This window comes from Pseudomonas sp. MIS38 (assembly GCF_019891575.1).
GTDB classification, from domain to species: Bacteria; Pseudomonadota; Gammaproteobacteria; order Pseudomonadales; family Pseudomonadaceae; genus Aquipseudomonas; species Aquipseudomonas putida_A.
In genome coordinates this window covers 89486-106811 of the sequence record NZ_JAFLXF010000018.1, presented here as the reverse complement: position 1 = coordinate 106811, position 17326 = coordinate 89486, and the positions used below count along the sequence as shown (strand labels likewise).

18 protein-coding genes and 1 other RNA gene are annotated in these 17326 nt (G+C 59.1%); 6 read left to right on the top strand and 13 right to left on the bottom strand.

Annotated elements, in window-relative coordinates; translation table 11 throughout:
* Positions 1 to 312: 312 nt before the first annotated feature.
* Together rnpB and rsmI are read right to left on the bottom strand one after the other, a co-directional pair.
* Positions 313 to 666: RNase P RNA component class A (gene rnpB / locus J1G18_RS20020), an RNA gene on the bottom strand.
* A 73-nt stretch (positions 667 to 739) separates the two neighbouring features.
* A complete protein-coding gene (gene rsmI / locus J1G18_RS20015) occupies positions 740 to 1645 on the bottom strand; it encodes a 16S rRNA (cytidine(1402)-2'-O)-methyltransferase (protein ID WP_135296533.1) in 906 nt (301 codons plus the stop codon).
* A gap of 177 nt (positions 1646 to 1822) precedes the next feature.
* Here rsmI and J1G18_RS20010 point away from each other — a divergent pair, with 177 nt between their 5' ends.
* The 4 genes from J1G18_RS20010 to J1G18_RS19995 all read left to right on the top strand — a co-directional run bounded on the left by J1G18_RS20010 (position 1823) and on the right by J1G18_RS19995 (position 5269).
* Positions 1823 to 3634, top strand: a complete 1812-nt coding sequence (locus J1G18_RS20010; RefSeq protein WP_135296534.1) for a penicillin-binding protein activator — start codon at positions 1823 to 1825, stop codon at positions 3632 to 3634.
* Entirely contained in the window at positions 3634 to 3996 is a 363-nt protein-coding gene (locus tag J1G18_RS20005) for a YraN family protein (protein WP_027612188.1), read from the top strand. The genes J1G18_RS20010 and J1G18_RS20005 overlap by 1 nt, the downstream gene beginning before the upstream one ends.
* Positions 3997 to 4100: 104 nt before the next feature.
* Positions 4101 to 4694 carry a phosphoheptose isomerase gene (locus J1G18_RS20000; RefSeq protein ID WP_007961622.1) on the top strand — a complete coding sequence of 198 codons (594 nt, stop codon included), beginning with the start codon at positions 4101 to 4103 and terminating at the stop codon, positions 4692 to 4694.
* Positions 4691 to 5269 carry a BON domain-containing protein gene (locus J1G18_RS19995; protein ID WP_007961621.1) on the top strand — a complete coding sequence of 193 codons (579 nt, stop codon included), beginning with the start codon at positions 4691 to 4693 and terminating at the stop codon, positions 5267 to 5269. The genes J1G18_RS20000 and J1G18_RS19995 overlap by 4 nt, the downstream gene beginning before the upstream one ends.
* 51 nt (positions 5270 to 5320) lie before the next feature.
* On the opposite strand, the gene J1G18_RS19990 is transcribed toward J1G18_RS19995, so the two are convergent.
* The 7 genes from J1G18_RS19990 to rplM form a co-directional block, all read right to left on the bottom strand.
* Positions 5321 to 5734, bottom strand: coding sequence for a ClpXP protease specificity-enhancing factor (locus tag J1G18_RS19990; RefSeq protein WP_223008316.1), 414 nt, complete (start codon positions 5732 to 5734; stop codon positions 5321 to 5323).
* A gap of 16 nt (positions 5735 to 5750) precedes the next feature.
* On the bottom strand, positions 5751 to 6368 hold the full coding sequence (locus J1G18_RS19985) for a glutathione S-transferase N-terminal domain-containing protein (RefSeq protein ID WP_007961620.1): 618 nt from the start codon (positions 6366 to 6368) through the stop codon (positions 5751 to 5753).
* A gap of 146 nt (positions 6369 to 6514) precedes the next feature.
* Positions 6515 to 7297: a cytochrome c1 gene (locus J1G18_RS19980; protein ID WP_007917027.1), complete on the bottom strand. Its 783-nt coding sequence runs from the start codon at positions 7295 to 7297 to the stop codon at positions 6515 to 6517.
* On the bottom strand, positions 7297 to 8508 hold the full coding sequence (locus J1G18_RS19975) for a cytochrome b (RefSeq protein WP_096797145.1): 1212 nt from the start codon (positions 8506 to 8508) through the stop codon (positions 7297 to 7299). Before J1G18_RS19975 ends, J1G18_RS19980 begins: the two co-directional genes overlap by 1 nt.
* A complete protein-coding gene (gene petA / locus J1G18_RS19970) occupies positions 8508 to 9101 on the bottom strand; it encodes a ubiquinol-cytochrome c reductase iron-sulfur subunit (RefSeq protein WP_003228055.1) in 594 nt (197 codons plus the stop codon). The genes J1G18_RS19975 and petA overlap by 1 nt, the downstream gene beginning before the upstream one ends.
* Positions 9102 to 9371: 270 nt before the next feature.
* On the bottom strand, positions 9372 to 9764 hold the full coding sequence (gene rpsI, locus J1G18_RS19965) for a 30S ribosomal protein S9 (RefSeq protein ID WP_007961615.1): 393 nt from the start codon (positions 9762 to 9764) through the stop codon (positions 9372 to 9374).
* Positions 9765 to 9778: 14 nt separating this feature from the next.
* Positions 9779 to 10207, bottom strand: a complete 429-nt coding sequence (gene rplM, locus J1G18_RS19960) for a 50S ribosomal protein L13 (protein ID WP_003228062.1) — start codon at positions 10205 to 10207, stop codon at positions 9779 to 9781.
* A gap of 244 nt (positions 10208 to 10451) precedes the next feature.
* Between rplM and J1G18_RS19955 the strand changes: the two genes are divergently transcribed.
* The gene (locus J1G18_RS19955; protein ID WP_003228063.1) at positions 10452 to 11492 is read left to right on the top strand and encodes an NADP(H)-dependent aldo-keto reductase; all 1041 of its coding nucleotides are present in this window, start codon (positions 10452 to 10454) and stop codon (positions 11490 to 11492) included.
* A gap of 103 nt (positions 11493 to 11595) precedes the next feature.
* Here J1G18_RS19955 and J1G18_RS19950 read toward each other — a convergent pair whose 3' ends face one another.
* Positions 11596 to 12732 carry an acyl-CoA dehydrogenase family protein gene (locus tag J1G18_RS19950; RefSeq protein WP_007961611.1) on the bottom strand — a complete coding sequence of 379 codons (1137 nt, stop codon included), beginning with the start codon at positions 12730 to 12732 and terminating at the stop codon, positions 11596 to 11598.
* Positions 12733 to 12982: 250 nt separating this feature from the next.
* On the opposite strand from J1G18_RS19950, the gene J1G18_RS19945 reads away from it, so the two are divergent.
* Positions 12983 to 13879 carry a GlxA family transcriptional regulator gene (locus J1G18_RS19945; protein WP_171061848.1) on the top strand — a complete coding sequence of 299 codons (897 nt, stop codon included), beginning with the start codon at positions 12983 to 12985 and terminating at the stop codon, positions 13877 to 13879.
* 176 nt (positions 13880 to 14055) lie between these two features.
* On the opposite strand, the gene zapE is transcribed toward J1G18_RS19945, so the two are convergent.
* The 3 genes from zapE to J1G18_RS19930 all read right to left on the bottom strand — a co-directional run bounded on the left by zapE (position 14056) and on the right by J1G18_RS19930 (position 17250).
* The gene (gene zapE / locus J1G18_RS19940; protein WP_041074841.1) at positions 14056 to 15150 is read right to left on the bottom strand and encodes a cell division protein ZapE; all 1095 of its coding nucleotides are present in this window, start codon (positions 15148 to 15150) and stop codon (positions 14056 to 14058) included.
* Positions 15151 to 15240: 90 nt separating this feature from the next.
* Positions 15241 to 16596, bottom strand: a complete 1356-nt coding sequence (locus J1G18_RS19935) for a tryptophan--tRNA ligase (RefSeq protein WP_223008315.1) — start codon at positions 16594 to 16596, stop codon at positions 15241 to 15243.
* A 24-nt stretch (positions 16597 to 16620) separates the two neighbouring features.
* Entirely contained in the window at positions 16621 to 17250 is a 630-nt protein-coding gene (locus tag J1G18_RS19930) for an alpha/beta hydrolase (RefSeq protein WP_223008325.1), read from the bottom strand.
* Positions 17251 to 17326 lie beyond the last annotated feature (76 nt).

The following is a 17326-nucleotide window of genomic DNA, read 5'->3' as shown; positions in this document are numbered from 1 at the left end:
CCACCACACCGTCAAGGCGCGGATCAAAGGAAAACCCTTACAGAACGGAGATTTAGGAGCTTAAAAGGAGGGGTAACGACAAATTGGCGGACACTTTTGACCAATAACTTGATGCAGCACTGAAAGCTGCGCTCGGAAGTTAAAGTAATTTGTTAAGAGTAAGATTTTTTCGGTATTACAAAAGCGCTTCTGCTGTTGATTGAAGCAAGGTGGGAAATGGCTATTACTGCATTTGCCGCTGCCGGACTTTAGCGCAGGCCTGCCGATAATAACCAGCCCTGACGCCATTGATTCAAGCAGGGAAAGAAAAAGGTGGAGAGTCGATCTGTAAGCCGGGTTCTGTCTTGAACAGTCATTCGTCTACGATGGCCATCACTGGACATCTTTAGCAACCTACCCGGTCCCAGCGCGGGCCACGCCTTGGGACCCTATTTGGTCTTGCTCCAAGTGGGGTTTACCTAGCCACGAACTGTTGCCAGACGTGCGGTGCGCTCTTACCGCACCTTTTCACCCTTACCGGCGCCGAAGCGCTTAGGCGGTTATTTTCTGTGGCACTTTCCGTAGGCTCACGCCTCCCAGGCATTACCTGGCACTTCGCCCTATGGAGCCCGGACTTTCCTCCCCCCCCTAATTTTCATAGAGGGCAGCGACTGTCCGATCGACTCTCCGCCGCGCAGGTTAACGGCAGAGCGCCCGAAGAACAAGCGCTAATAGCCGTGAAACCCGTCTGCGCGACGGGTTACTCGCCCTTCTGCTGCTCCAGTGCGACCTGATACAGCACGTTTTTGCGCTCGCCGGTGATTTGCGCGGCCAGGGCGGCAGCGCGCTTGAGCGGCATCTCTTCGAGCAACAGATTGAGCACGCGCATCGCTTCGCTGCTGACGGCGTCTTCGGACTCCGGTGCAGACCAGCCTGCGACCAGCACCACACACTCGCCGCGCTGCTGGTTGCTGTCGGACTCGACAAACGCACGCAGCTCACCCAGCGGCAACCCCTTAAGCGTCTCGAAAGTCTTGGTGATTTCCCGGGCCAGCAATGCCTGACGCTCTCCACCGAACACGGCTTCCATGTCCTGCAGGCATTCGAGAATACGGTGCGGGGCCTCGTAGAAAATCAGCGTGCGCGGCTCTTCTTTGACTGCTTCCAGGCGCGCCTTGCGCCCTACCGACTTGGCCGGCAGGAAGCCTTCGAAGATGAATCGGTCGGAGGGCAGGCCCGCCGCCGACAGCGCCGCGATCAAAGCACAGGCGCCCGGCACCGGCACCACATTGATCCCCGCCGCCCGTGCCTGGCGCACCAGGTGATAACCCGGATCTGAGATCAGCGGCGTCCCCGCATCGGAAATCAGCGCGACGTTATCGCCCGCCAGCAAACGGGTAATAAAGCGGCTACCTTCATCACGTTCGTTGTGTTCGTGGCAGGCGGCCAACGGCGTGGCAATGCCGAAGTGCTGCATCAACCGCGCCGAGTGCCGTGTGTCTTCGGCGGCGATCAACGCCACTTCGCGAAGGATTTTCAGAGCCCGGGCGCTGATGTCGTCCAGGTTGCCGATGGGCGTCGCCACCACATAAAGCGAGCCAGCAGCGGAATTCAAAGGACCTGGAGCAGTCAAAGCGCACACCTCGTGTTCGGTAAAAGCCGGCATTGTAGCGCGTCACGAGGCTTGCGAACCGTATGAGCCAAGCGCGGTTTTGCACGCAGTTGTGCGCCGCTGCAACATTTACTCCAGCTAAATTGATTGATTCACGCCAGTAACATCGCGCCCCGGCCAGTGCTTGGGTACAATTCCACGCTAATTTGATCGAGTATCAGGAACACTTACATGATCGCTTGCCTGCGGCTGTTCACTGCCCTCTGCCTCGCTGCCTTGCTGGCGGCCTGCGCCAGCTCCCCTTCCTCCAGCCTTGGCGAACTTCCACGGACTCCGGATGCCAGCATCGAGCAACTGCTCGAACAGGCTACCCAGGCCAAGACGCCGGAAAAAGCCGCCCTGTTGCGCTTGAGTGCGGCAGACCTGGCTTATCGCCAGGGCAACGCCGGCCAGTCCGCGCAGATCCTGCAACAAGTGCCGATGGAGCAGTTGAAGCCAGGCCAGCAGATCTTCGCCAGCACCCTGTCCGCTGAGCTGGCGATGACTCGCAATCAGCCGAAAGCCGCGCTGACGGCCCTGAGCCATCCGAGCCTGCAGCATCTGAGCGAAATGCCGGAAGACCAGCAAGTGCGCACCGGCACCGTGCGCGCCCGCGCACTGGAAGCCGATGGCCAGACCCTGGCGGCCGCTCGCGAGCGCATCTTCATCGCACCGATGCTCAAAGGCGAAGTCGCAAGCAAGAACCACGAAGCGATCTGGATCCTGATCGCCTCGCTGCCAACCGATCAACTGCAACCCAATACCTCCGACGATCTCGGTGGCTGGATGGGCCTGGCCCTGGCAGTGAAAACTGCCGGCACCCTGGAACAGCAGCAAGCCGCAATCGATACCTGGCGCGCACAAAACCCGAAACACCCGGCGGCAATCAACCTGCCGCTGCCCCTGACCAAACTCAAGGAACTGGCCAGCCAGCCCCTGAGCAAGATCGCCCTGCTGCTGCCGCAAGACGGCCCACTGGCCTCGGTCGGCAAGGCCCTGCGTGAAGGTTTCATGGCGGCGCACTATCAAGCGCAACAGGCCGGCCAGAAGCCGCCCGCCATCGAGTTCTACGACAGCTCCAAGCTGACCTCGATGGACGAGTTCTACCGCAAGGCTCAGGCTGACGGCGTGCAACTGGTGGTCGGCCCGCTGGAAAAACCGCTGGTCAAACAACTGAGCACCCGTCCGCAACTGCCGATCACCACCCTCGCATTGAACTACAGCGAAGGTGATCAAGGTCCGGCGCAACTGTTCCAGTTCGGCCTGGCGGCTGAAGACGAAGCCCGCGAAGTTTCGCGTCGTGCCCGCGCCGACGGCCTGCACCGCGCGGCGATCATGGTGCCGAAAGGCGAATGGGGCGACCGCGTACTGCGTGCGTTCAGCCAGGACTGGCAGGCCAATGGCGGCAGCATCGTCGCCACCGAACGTGTCGATCAGCCGGTGCAACTGGCCCAGCAGATCGCCGACATGTTCCAGCTGCGCCAGAGCGAAGCCCGCGCCAAGAGCCTGCAGAACGCCGCTGGCACCAACGTAGCCGCGCAGCCGTCGCGTCGTCAGGACATCGAGTTCATCTTCCTCGCAGCCACCCCGCAACAGGCGCAGCAGATCAAGCCGACCCTGAACTTCCAGTACGCCGGTGACGTTCCGGTGTACGCAACGTCCCACGTCTACAGCGCCAGCGGCGATGTGAACCAGTACAACGACATGAACGGTGTGCGCTTCTGCGAAACCCCGTGGTTGCTGGAAGCCAATGACCCGCTGCGCCAGCAAGTCACCGCGCAATGGCCACAAGCGGCCGGCAGCCTCGGCCGCCTGTACGCCATGGGCGTCGATGCCTACCGTCTGGCACCGCGCCTGGGTCAGTTGAAGGCGCTGCCGGACAGCCGCATCGAAGGTCAGTCGGGCAGCCTGGGCATGACCCAGACCCAACGCGTCGTACGTCAGTTGCCATGGGCGCAGTTCGTCAACGGTCAGGTTCAGCGCCTGCCGGACACCCCGCGCTGATGCCCGACGGCTCGCACCTGCAGAGCGGCAAGGATGCCGAGCGCCAGGCGCTCGAGCATCTGCAACACCACGGTCTGCGCCTGCTGGCGCAGAACTGGTCATGCAAACGGGGCGAGCTTGATCTGGTCATGCTTGATGGCGATACAGTAGTATTCGTCGAAGTCCGCTACAGAAAAAACACTCAATGGGGTGGCGCGCTCGCTAGCATCGATGAGCGCAAACGGCAGAAACTGATTTTCGCCGCACAGTATTTTCTTCAGCGTGAGTCACGCTGGGCCGACTCCCCTTGCCGCTTCGACGTGGTGGCCATCGACAGGCACCCGGATCAATTGAACTGGTTGCAGAATGCGTTCGATGGTTGATTCTCTGCACACCACCCCGGACACTTTCACCGACAATTTTTGCTCTTTGCTTTGCGGGCTGCACATTCACGTGCCGAACAGCCGCGCTACTTAAGGTCACACAGATGGACATGCAATCCCGAATTCGCCAGCTTTTCCAGGCCAGTATCGACACCAAGCAACAGGCGATGGACGTACTTGCACCGCACATCGAGCAAGCCAGCCAGATCATGGTCAACGCCCTGCTCAACGAAGGCAAAATGCTTTCGTGCGGCAACGGCGGCTCTGCCGGCGACGCCCAGCACTTCTCCTCGGAGCTGCTCAACCGCTTCGAGCGCGAACGTCCAAGTCTGCCGGCCATCGCCCTGACCACCGACAGCTCGACGATCACCTCGATCGCCAACGACTACAGCTACAACGAAGTGTTCTCCAAGCAGATCCGCGCACTGGGTCAACCAGGCGACGTATTGCTGGCGATTTCGACCAGCGGTAACTCGGCCAACATTATTCAGGCGATCCAGGCCGCACATGATCGCGAAATGATTGTCGTAGCATTGACTGGCCGCGATGGCGGCGGCATGGCTTCGCTGCTGCTGCCTGAAGATGTCGAGATTCGCGTACCGGCCCATGTCACTGCACGTATTCAGGAAGTCCATCTGCTGGCGATCCATTGCCTCTGCGATCTGATCGACAGCCAACTGTTCGGGAGTGAAGAATGACCCCTAATCGCCTTGGCCTTCTGGCCTTGACCCTGTGCCTCGGCATCAGCGGCTGCACCTCGGTGGTGAATGCCAGCCGTGAAGCGCCGATTGAAGACGACCGCGGCACCCGAACCTTCGGCAGCAAAATCGACGACTCGCTGATCGAGACCAAAGTCGGCGTCAACGTGGCCAAGGCCGACCCCGGCCTGGACAAGGACTCGCATATCGTCGTCACCAGCTTCAACGGCGTGGTGCTGCTCGCCGGCCAGACGCCGCGCGAAGACCTCAAGGCCAAGGCTGAACAGGCCGCCGCCAACGTCCAGCGCGTGAAGAAGGTGCACAACGAGCTGCAAGTGATTGCGCCGTCGAGCTTCCTCGCCCGCCAGAACGACGCCTGGCTGACCACCAAGATCAAGACCCAGATGCTGACCGATGCCAGCATTCCCGGCTCGCGCATCAAGGTCGTGACCGAGAACGGCATCGTCTACCTGCTGGGCCTGCTGACCAAGCAGGAAGCCCAACAAGCGACCAACCTGGTGCAGAGCGTTTCCGGTGTGCAGAAAATCGTGAAGCTGTTCGAATACATCGACTGATACGCGACGAGCAGACACAAAAAAGGCGATCCATCCGGATCGCCTTTTTTATTACTTCACCACTTTCAGGCTTGGCCGGCCGCTTGGTCGCGGCGGCTCGCCGCCCGGTGGCGGCAAGTCGTCATCGGGTTCGACATCGTCTTCGTCATCCATCGGCGACTCGAGATCGAACACCATGCCCTGCCCGTTCTCCCGGGCGTAGATGCCCAGAATCGCGCTGATCGGCACATACAGACTGTGCGGAACGCCACCAAAGCGACCCTCAAAGGTCACCACGTCGTTGTCCATGTGCAAGTGACGCACGGCGCTGGGCGAAATGTTCAGGACAATTTGCCCGTCACTGGCGAAGCCCTGCGGCACCTGCACTGCCGGGTATTCGGAATTGACCAGCATGTGCGGGGTGCAATCGTTATCCACAATCCACTCGTAGAGCGCGCGGACCAGATAAGGTCGACTGGAGTTCATAGCGGCTCCTTAAGCCTTAGCGCATATCGCGTTCGACGCCAGACAGACTCGCCTGGAAAGCCTCACGCGCAAACTGGCGCTCCATATAATCAAGCAGCGGCTTGGCCGGCCGCGGCAGTTCAATACCCAGAATCGGCAAACGCCAGAGTATTGGCAATAGGCAGCAATCCACCAGACTTTGTTCCTCACTGAGGAAAAACGGCTTGTCGGCAAACAGCGGCGACACGCCCGTCAGGCTTTCACGCAATTCCTTACGCGCCACGACACGCGCGGCCTCCTTGGACTTGGGATCAAGAATCAGATCCACCAGACCACACCAGTCGCGCTGAATACGGTGAATCAGCAGACGACTGTTGGCACGCGCCACCGGATAAACCGGCATCAGTGGCGGATGCGGGTAACGCTCATCCAGATATTCCATCACCACGGTCGACTCCCACAACGCCAGGTCGCGATCGACCAGTGTCGGGAGACTGCCGTAAGGGTTCACCTCAATCAGTTTAGGCGGCTGGCGACCAGCTTCCACGTAAATGATTTCGGCGCTGACACCCTTCTCTGCAAGCACGATGCGCACTCGGTGGGAATAGTGGTCGGCGGGGTCGGAGTAACAGGCCAACCGATTGGTCACGCCCATGGCGATCCTCCTCGCTTGTTGAAATTATCGGAACCGGAAAAACGCGCGCGCCCAGAGGGCGCCTCCCGCAATGTCTGGCGAACCAGACCTTGCGTTATCGGAGGAACCCTTGGGCGCGCGCGATTAACAGCAATGCTTGAAGCGTATCAGTGCACGTCTTTCCAGTATTCACGCTTGAGCAGGTAGGCGAACACAAAGAAGAACGCCAGGTACAGCAAGACGTAAGTACCGATGCGCTGATGTTGCAGCTTAACCGGGTTAGCCGAGTAAGCCAGGAAGGTTACCAGATTCTTGACCTTCTCATCGAACTGCTCTTCGTTCAGAGCACCGGATTTCGGCACGATGGTCAACTGATCGCACGCTTCATGGGTCAGCGGCGTACCGGTCAGCGGATCGTATTGCTTCTTGCCGTCCTCGACGATCTGCACTTGCTTGCAGCCAACCACCTGGCGACCTTGCAGGCCGACCAGCACGTTAGGCATGCCGACGTTCGGGAAGACCTTGTTGTTCACGCCCCAAGGACGTGCCGGATCTTCGTAGAACGAGCGCAGGTAACCGTAGAGCCAGTCAGTACCACGCACGCGAGCCACCAAAGTCAGGTCCGGCGGAGCAGCACCGAACCAGGTCTTGGCGTCCGCCGGCTGCATGCCGATGTTCATGTGATCGCCGATCTTGGCGCCAGTGAACACCAGCTTCTCGAGCATCATTTCGTGGGGAATGCCGAGGTCATCGGCCACCCGCTCGTAACGCTGAAACTTGGCACTGTGGCAGCCCATGCAATAGTTGGCGAAGGTCCGCGCACCATCTTGCAGGGCAGCCTTGTCGGACACGTCGATATCGACTTTTTCCAGCTCCGGACCACCGTGTTCAGCGGCGAAAGACAGCACAGGCAGAGCAGCAAAAATCAGAGCAAAAAATAACTTTTTCATCAGCCAGTCACCCTTTCCGGAACCGGTTTGGTCTTCTCGAGCCTGGTGTAGAACGGCATCAGAATGAAGTAGGCGAAGTACAGGAAGGTGCAGATCTGCGACACCAGCGTGCGCTCCGGCGTCGGGGCCAGTACGCCCAGAATGCCGAGGATCACGAAGGAAATGCAGAACACCACCAGCCAGATTTTGCTCATCCAGCCCTTGTAACGCATCGATTTGACCGGGCTGCGATCCAGCCACGGCAGCACGAACAGCATGGCAATCGAGGCGCCCATGGCGATAACACCCATGAGTTTGTCCGGGATCGCACGCAAGATCGCGTAGAACGGTGTGAAGTACCAGACCGGTGCAATGTGCTCAGGCGTCTTGAACGGGTTGGCTTGCTCGAAGTTTGGTTTTTCGAGGAAGTAGCCGCCCATTTCCGGGAAGAAGAACACGATAAAGCAGAAGATGAACAGGAACACCACTACGCCGACGATGTCTTTCACGGTGTAGTACGGGTGGAAAGCAATGCCATCCAGCGGGACACCGTTTTCGTCTTTGTGCTTCTTGATGTCGACGCCATCAGGGTTGTTCGAGCCGACTTCGTGCAGCGCCAGAATGTGCAGCACCACCAGACCAAGAATCACGATCGGCAGCGCCACCACGTGCAGGGCGAAGAAGCGGTTCAGGGTGATTCCGGAGATCAGGTAGTCACCCCGAATCCACTGGGTCAGGTCGTTACCGATCACCGGAATCGCACCGAATAGCGAGATGATCACCTGGGCACCCCAGTAGGACATCTGACCCCAAGGCAGCAGATAACCCATGAAGGCCTCGGCCATCAGCGCCAGGTAGATCAGCATGCCGAATACCCAGACCAGTTCACGTGGTTTCTGGTACGAACCGTAGAGCAGGCCACGGAACATGTGCAGATAGACCACGATGAAGAACGCCGACGCGCCGGTGGAGTGCAGCAGACGCAGGATCGAGCCGTACTCGACATCGCGCATGATGTATTCGACGGAAGCGAACGCCTCTTCTGCCGACGGCGTGTAGCTCATCGTCAGCCAGACACCGGTGACGATCTGATTGACCAGCACCAGCAGCGCCAGCGAGCCGAAGAAATAGAAGAAGTTGAAGTTTTTTGGCGCGTAATACTTGCTGAGATGGTCTTCCCACATTTTGGTCGCAGGGAAGCGCGCATCCACCCAATCCATGAACTTGCTCATCACGCTTTCTCCGTATCGACGCCAATGACAATCAGGTCATCGGTCTCATAGGAATGCGGGGGAACTGGCAGGTTCAAAGGCGCAGGTTGCGACTTGTAGACGCGGCCAGCCAGATCGTAGTGGGAGCCGTGGCAAGGGCAGAAATAGCCACCGACCCAGTCTTTACCCAGATCTGCAGGCGCCACTTCGGGACGGAAGGTTGGTGAGCAACCCAAGTGAGTGCAGATCCCGATCAGCAGGAGAATTTCCGGCTTGATCGAGCGCACTTCAGGGTCGACATAGGTGGGTTGCGTGGAGTTTTTGGAAGTCGGATCGGAGAGCTGGCCCTCGATCTTCTTGAGATTCCCCAGGATTTCCGCAGTACGGCGGACAATGAACACCGGCTGGCCGCGCCACTCGGCAATCATCTGCTGTCCTGGCTCGATCTTGCTGACATTCACTTTCACCGGTGCACCGGCGGCTTTCGCCTTGGCACTGGGAAACCATGACCCCACGAACGGGACCGCAGCCCCCACCGCTCCTGCAGCACCCACCACGGATGTGGCTGCTACCAAGAAGCGACGCCGGCCTGCATTCACGCCGTCATTGCTCATTCAGTCCTCTCCCATCAGCTTTGTGGCCTGTTAAATCAGGCATCTACTAAATAAATCAATGTTACTTATAAAAATTTTGCCGAGATGGTAATGAAAAGCCCCAATTCTGACAAGGGAATTACCCGGAGCTCATACCCTCAAGCCTTGCAGTATAGGGGGTCTACGAATGTGGCAAGTTGTCACAGCGCAATTCTTTTGATAAATCGCAGGCATAAAAAAACGCCCGCTTCCGTGAGGAATCGGGCGTTCTTTTTTGAACGTGGAAGCGAATTAACGCTTCGAGTACTGCGGACGCTTACGCGCTTTACGCAGACCAACTTTCTTACGTTCAACTTCACGGGCGTCGCGAGTAACGAAGCCAGCTTTGCGCAGAGCGCTACGCAGGGTTTCGTCGTAGTCCATCAGAGCGCGAGTGATGCCGTGGCGGATTGCGCCAGCCTGACCACTTACACCACCACCGATGACAGTGACGTAGATGTCGAACTTCTCGACAGTCTCGGTCAGTTCCAGCGGCTGACGAACTACCATGCGGGCAGTTTCGCGGCCGAAGAACGAGTCCAGGGAGCGGTTGTTGATGGAGATGTTACCAGTACCCGGACGCAGGAAAACGCGTGCGGTTGCGGTCTTGCGACGGCCAGTGCCGTAATTTTGAGTCGCCGACATAATGAACTATTCCGTTAAATCTTCAGTTCTTGGGGCTGCTGAGCAGTATGAGGGTGTGCAGCGCCCGCATAGACTTTCAGCTTACGGTACATGTCACGACCCAGCGGGTTCTTAGGCAGCATGCCTTTAACCGCGGTCTCGATCACGCGCTCAGGGGCTTTGGCGATCAGCTTTTCAAAGTTGATCGACTTGATGCCGCCCGGGAAACCGGAGTGGGAGTAGTACATTTTGTCAGTGGTTTTAGCGCCGGTTACACGGATCTGCTCGGCGTTGATTACGACGATGTAGTCGCCGGTGTCAACGTGAGGAGTGTACTCAGGCTTGTGCTTGCCACGCAGACGGCTCGCGATTTCGGTGGCCAGACGACCCAGGGTCTGACCAGCAGCGTCGACGACAAACCAGTCGCGCTTTACTGTTTCCGGTTTAGCAGTAAAAGTTTTCATTCTTTATAGCCTCAGGGGCCGCCTGTAAATAAGACGGCGGATCTTACTGAATAGTGCGTACTTTGACAAGTCAAAGGCAGCCGGATACAGACGCTTTCGGGGGCTCGGGTCGGCGCGTCCGTTCAACGGCAAGATTCTTCGGCGGCGGCGCATCACTTCCACTGCAGAAAGAGGTCGGCAATTATGCAGATTGCGAAAAAATTTTCAACCTGCTTTTATGATTGTTTTGCCCAAGGAGCACCCGATGGACTATCGCCAGCTAGGCCGTACCGACCTGAACGTGAGTGCAATCTGCCTCGGCACCATGACCTGGGGCGAGCAAAACACCGAAGCTGAAGCCTTCGCCCAGATCGAACGGGCCAAGGAAGCCGGGATCAATTTCATCGACACCGCCGAGATGTACCCGGTGCCGCCGAAAGCCGACACCTACGCCACCACCGAGCGCTACATCGGCAATTATTTCAAAAGCCGTGGTGATCGTGCCGACTGGATCCTCGCCAGCAAGATCGCCGGCCCCGGCAACACCATCGACTACATCCGCGACAAAAACCTGCGCCATAACCGCCAGCACATCACCGCCGCGGTGGATGCCAGCCTCGAGCGCCTGCAGACCGATTACATCGACCTGTATCAATTGCACTGGCCGGAGCGCAGCACCAATTTTTTCGGACAGCTGGGCTACAAGCACAAGATCGAAGCCAACCTGACACCGCTCGAAGACACCCTCGAAGCGCTCGACGAACAAGTGAAGGCCGGCAAGATCCGCCACATCGGGCTGTCCAACGAGACCCCGTGGGGCACCATGCGTTTCCTTGCCCTGGCCGAAGCCCGTGGCTGGCCGCGCGCGGTGTCGATCCAGAACCCGTACAACCTGCTCAACCGCAGCTTCGAAATCGGCCTGGCGGAAATCGCCATTCGCGAACAGTGCGGCCTGCTCGCGTACTCGCCGCTGGCGTTCGGCTTCCTGTCCGGCAAGTACGAAGGTGGCGCTCGCCCGCCGAAAGGCCGCCTGAGCCTCTACAGCCGCTTCAGCCGCTACTTCAACCCGCAGTCGGAAGCTGCTTGCAGCCGTTACGTGGCACTGGCCCGGGAACATGGTCTGGACCCGGCGCAAATGGCCTTGGCGTTCGTCACCCAGCAACCGTTCGTCACCAGCAACATCATTGGCGCGACGACGCTGGAGCAACTGGACAGCAACATTGCCAGTTTTGATCTGAAACTTTCCGATGAAGTGCTGGCGGGGATCGAGGCGATTCACAAGGATCACCCGAATCCGGCACCTTGATCGACCGCTAAAAGCTTCGCGAGCAAGCCCGCTCCCACAGAGGCTCACCGCACCTGTGGGAGCGAGCTTGCTCGCGAAGAGGCCAGTCAACTCACTGCAAATTTCAAAGCGACCGCGCAATGATCTCCTTCATGATTTCATTGGTGCCGGCATAGATGCGCTGCACGCGCGCATCCGCCCACGCCCGGGCCACCGGGTATTCCCACATGAAGCCGTAGCCGCCATGCAACTGCACGCACTCGTCGAGCACCTTGCATTGCAGGTCGGTGCCCCAGTATTTGGCCATCGCCGCTGTTGGAACATCGAGCTTGCCTTGCAGGTGCAGTTCCAGGCACTTGTCGACAAAGACCCGGCCGATCTGAATCTCGGTAGCCATTTCCGCCAGTTTGAAGCGGGTGTTCTGGAAGTCGGCAATCGCCTTGCCGAACGCCTTGCGATCACGGGTGTAATCCAGCGTCCATTTCAGCGCAGCTTCGGCTGAGGCCAGACCACCGATCGCTACCGTCAGTCGCTCCTGTGGCAATTCCTGCATCAAATAAGCGAACCCTGCCCCGGCCTGACCCAACAGGTTTTCCTTGGGAACACGCACGTCCTGGAAGAACAATTCCGACGTGTCCTGAGCCTTCATTCCGACTTTCTCCAGGCGTTTGCCCTTCTCGAAGCCCGGCGTATTCGCTTCTACCACAAACAGGCTGGTGCCCTTGGCGCCGGCCTTCGGATCAGTCTTGGCGACCACGATCACCAAATCAGCGAGGAAGCCGTTGGTGATGAAGGTCTTCGAGCCGTTGATCACGTACTCGTCGCCGTCCAGCACTGCGGTGGTCTTGACCCCTTGCAGGTCGGAGCCGGCGCCCGGCTCGGTCATCGCGATGGCACTGACCATCTCGCCAGAGACCAGTTTCGGCAGGTATTTTTGCTTCAGCGCTTCGCTGCCGTAATGCAGGATGTACGGTGCGACGATGTCCGAATGCAGCGAAAAGCCGATACCGGTCAGACCCAAGCGACCGACTTCTTCGATCACCACCGCGCTGTACAGAAAGTCCGCGCCCAGGCCGCCGTATTCTTCCGGCAGGTGTGAGCAGAGCATCCCCGCCTCCCCGGCCTTGTTCCACAGCTTGCGGTCGATGTGGCCTTGTTTCTCCCATTGCGCATGGAATGGCACGGCCTCTTTTTCGAGGAAAGTTCGTACGCTGTCGCGGAACAATTCGTGCTCGGAGCTGAACAAGGTTCTGGGGATCATGCGGCACCTTTCATTCTTGTTGGAGGGATATGACCTTCAGAGACTAAGCCTCACCTCCGACACAGGACACTGGACACATCCGACAAAAAATAAGACGATCCAGCCGTCTGGTGACCACTTTCCCTTATAAAAACAAAACAAAAGTTGAATTATGTCCAAGCAAGTCTCCACGCCCTTGCGGCGCGTCAGCATCCTGGCAATCGACCGGGTTTTCGCATCCACTCTCATGCAGGCCAAGGATTTCTTCCATCTGGCCAGCCTGCGTTACGGCAAACAACTGGGCCACGGCCTGACACCGGCGTTTGAAACCCGCCTGGTCAGCCCCGACGGCAAACCGGTGAATAGCTTCAGTGACGTGATGATGCCGGTGGACGGCGGCCTGGAAAACGCCGACGTCATCATCCTCCCGGCGTTCTGGGACGACTTTGAAACCCTGTGCGGCCGTTATCCACAAATCCTGCCGTGGCTGCGCGAGCAGCATGCCCGCGGCGCCGTGCTCTGCGGCGAAGCCACCGGGGTATTCTGGCTGGCCGAGGCCGGACTGCTCAATGGCAAGGAAGCGACCACCTACTGGCGTTTCTTCAATGCCTTCGCCGAGCGCTTCCCCAAGGTGTACCTCAATCAGGACAAGCACCTGACCGACGCCGACAACCTGTATTGCGCCGGCGGCACCACCTCGGCCTGCGACCTCTATATTTACCTGATCGAACGCTTCTGTGGCGCCAACGTCGCCCAAGCCGTGGCCCGCGACATTCTGTATGAAGTGCAGCGCAGTTACTCGCCGGGACGTATCGGTTTCGGCGGCCAGAAGCTGCACCAGGACGTGATCATCCTGCAGATCCAGCACTGGCTCGAAGAGCATTTCGCCGACAAGTTCCGCTTCGAAGACGTGGCCCGCGAGCACGGCATGAGCATCCGCAACTTCATGCGCCGCTTCCAGACCGCCACCGGCGACAAGCCGCTGCACTACCTGCAACGGCTGCGTATTGAGACCGCCAAAGGTCTGCTGTCCGGCAGCCGCAAGAGCATCAAGACCATCAGTTATGAGGTCGGTTACGACGATGCGAGCTTCTTTGCGCGGCTGTTCCGCCAGCATACGGAGCTGTCGCCGAACCAGTATCGGCAGCAGTTTCAGCAGGCAGCATAACTCCCTGCCCACGCACAAAACCACTGTGGGAGCGGGCTTGCTCGCGAAAGCGTACTTTCAGTTGGCATCTATTTAGCTGACACACCGCATTCGCGAGCAAGCCCGCTCCCACAGGGGTACTGCGTCGCATAAAAAAAGGCCTGCAATTGCAGGCCCTTTTTCTTTGACGAAGCTGTTTAAGGCTTGTGCGCCCGCGACAGGAATTCGTGCGATTGCATCTCCAGCAGACGGCTGAGCGTACGCTGGAATTCGAACGTCAGGCGTCCGCCGGTGTACAGGTCTTTCAACTCGACTTCGGCAGAAATGATCAGCTTGACGTTACGGTCGTAGAACTCGTCGACCATGTTGATGAAACGCCGGGCGATGTCGTCGGTGGTGACGCTCATCTGCTCGACGCCGCTGAGTAGCACCGCGTGGAAGATCTTGCCCAGCTCGATGTAGTCGTTCTGGCTGCGCGGACCGTCGCACAGTTCGCGGAAGTCGAACCAGGCCACGTCGTCGCAGGTGCGCAGGGCACGGATTTCGCGGTTCTCGATGATCAGCACATCGTTCTCGACTGCCGCGGTGCATTCCGGCGTCAGTGCCTTGAAGCTCTTGCGCAGGCTTTCGTGCGCGGCTTCATCCAGCGGATAGTGGAACAGCTCCGCTTGTTCGAGGTGCCGCAGACGATAGTCGACACCGCTGTCGACGTTGACGATCTCGGTGTTCTGCTTGATCAGCGCAATAGCCGGCAGGAAGCGCGCGCGCTGCAGACCGTCCTTGTACAGGCCGTCCGGAACGATGTTCGAGGTCGCGACCAGGGTCACGCCGTTCTTGAACAGCTCTTCCATCAGCGTGCCGAGGATCATCGCGTCGGTGATGTCAGAGACGAAGAATTCATCGAAGCAGATCACTCGCGACTCGGTCGCGAAGCGCTTGGCGATGATGGTCAGCGGGTTTTTCTCGCCGCCGAGGGTTTTCATCTCTTCGTGCACACGCTTCATGAAGCGGTGGAAGTGGGTGCGGGTCTTTTCCTTGAACGGCAGCGCTTCGAAGAAGGTGTCGACCAGGTAAGTCTTGCCGCGACCCACGCCGCCCCAGAAGTACAGGCCCTTGACCGGCGTCTGATCCTTCTTGCCAAACAGCTTGCCCAGCAAACCCGGCTTGTTCTGCTCGGCCGCGATCAGATCGTCGTACAGGCGCTGCAGATGACGCACGGCAGTTTCCTGCGCGGCGTCATGGAAGAAGTCCGGGCGTTTCAGATCAGCTTGATATCGTTCTAGGGGCGTCATAATTCGTTAGCAAGGCAACAAAAACGGGCCGTCACTGTAGCGACGGCCCGTAGGAATGGCAATCAGCCCTTGGTCGGGCCGCGCCGCGGATTAGTCCTGAACCGGGGTCAGTGCAACGCACAGAGCTTCGACAGCCGCGTCCCGCGCAGCAGTATCGGCGAACGCCGGGCTGTCGCCAACGCACTCGCCTTCCAGCCACACGCTGAAGCTCAGGTCTTGATTGCGAATGTCCAGCGCCTGACCGGCCTGCAGTTGCTTGGTCACTTGGCCGGCGGTTTTGCCGTCGGCAAAGTTGCGCGACAGCAATAGTTGCTCGCCATCAGCCGCCAGCAGACGGAAGCGGAAGCTGCCGTCGTCTTCACGGAAGCTCACGAAACGTGCAGCTTTCACGGCTTTCTTTTTGGTGGTCGCCGCGACTTGCACCTGATTGACGAACGAACGCAGGCCGACCGCTTCACGCAGTTCGTTGAGGAACGGCGTCGCCACCGCACGAGCCTTTTTCGCGCCGTGTTGCAGGATGTCTTCCAGATCCGCCGGGCGCTCGATCAACTGGTGATAGCGCTCGCGGGACTCGCCCAGTTCATTGTCGAGCAACTGGAACAGACGATTCTTCGCCTCGCCCCAACCCAGACCGCCGAGCAGTTCGCTGCGGAATTCGTCCGCCTGCGCCGGTGTGGCGAACGCCTGAAACAGAGTGAACAGGTGCGAGTTGTCCGGATCTTTGGCTTCGCCCGGCGCTTTGGAGTCGGTGACGATCCGCGAGATCGCGTCCTTCATCTCTTTGGCGCTGGAGAACAGCGGGATGGTGTTGTCGTAGCTCTTCGACATCTTGCGCCCGTCGAGGCCGGGCAAGGTCGCCACGCTCTCCTCGATCAGCGCTTCAGGCATGGTGAAGAACTCTCTGCCTTGGCCGAACAGGTGGTTGAAGCGCTGGCCGATGTCGCGGGCCATTTCCACGTGCTGGATCTGGTCACGACCGACCGGGACCTTGTGCGCGTTGAACATCAGGATGTCCGCCGCCATCAGCACCGGGTAGCTGTAGAGACCCATGGTGATCCCGGCATCCGGGTCTTCACCGCTCTCGACGTTCTTGTCCACCGAGGCCTTGTAGGCGTGCGCCCGGTTGAGCAAGCCTTTGGCGGCGACGCAGGTCAGCAGCCAGGTCAGCTCAGGGATTTCCGGGATGTCGGACTGGCGATAGAAGGTCACACGGTCGACATCCAGGCCACCGGCCAGCCAGGTCGCGGCGATTTCCAGACGCGAGCGCTGGATGCGCAGCGGGTCATCGCATTTGATCAGGGCGTGGTAGTCGGCCAGGAAGTAGAACGAATCGGCATTGCTGTCGCGGCTGGCGAGGATCGCCGGGCGGATGGCGCCGGCGTAGTTGCCCAGGTGCGGCGTGCCGGTGGTGGTGATGCCGGTGAGGATACGGGTACGGTTCGTCATGGGTAATCGCTTGTCAGACTGCAATCAATTCGAGAGACGCGGCAGGATCAGATCCTTGAGATCGGTCAGCTTGCCATGAAAAAAGTGTCCGCATTCTGCCACTTTCAGCAGCTCATGGGGGCGCTGGAGTTTTTCCGACCAGTCGTAGACCAACTGCGGATCGATCACTTCGTCGGTTTCCGGCTGGATCACGGTCAGCTCGCCGTGCTGTGGCAGTTGATCCTGATCGCCCAGACGCATCACCGCCGGCGCGACCATGAACAACCGCTTGAGCTGCACGCCTTGGGCTTCGAGACGACCGCCGAGACTTGCTGCAACAAATCCGCCGAAGGAGAAACCGAACAGGGTCAGCGGCAGCTCCGGATGCTTTTCCAGTAGCCATGCTGCGGCAGCCTGAGCGTCGTCGACTTCACCGCTGCCCATGTCGTGGGAGCCTTCGCTGGCACCGACGCCGCGATAGTTGAAGCGCAAGGTGATCAAACCTGCGTCGCGCGCAGTGCGCTGCAGGGTCGAGACGACCTTGTTGAGCATGGTGCCGCCCTGCACCGGGTTTGGATGGCAGATCAGCGCGATGCCGACTGGCTGCTCGTTATCGAGGTACAGCGCTTCGATTTGGCCGACTGGGCCGGCAATCACTACAGGGGTTTCACGCATCAGCAAGGAAGGAACTCCGTGACCTCGAATCGGGTCGACTCGTCTAGCAAATTGTCTGTGCCAATCTATTGCGAGT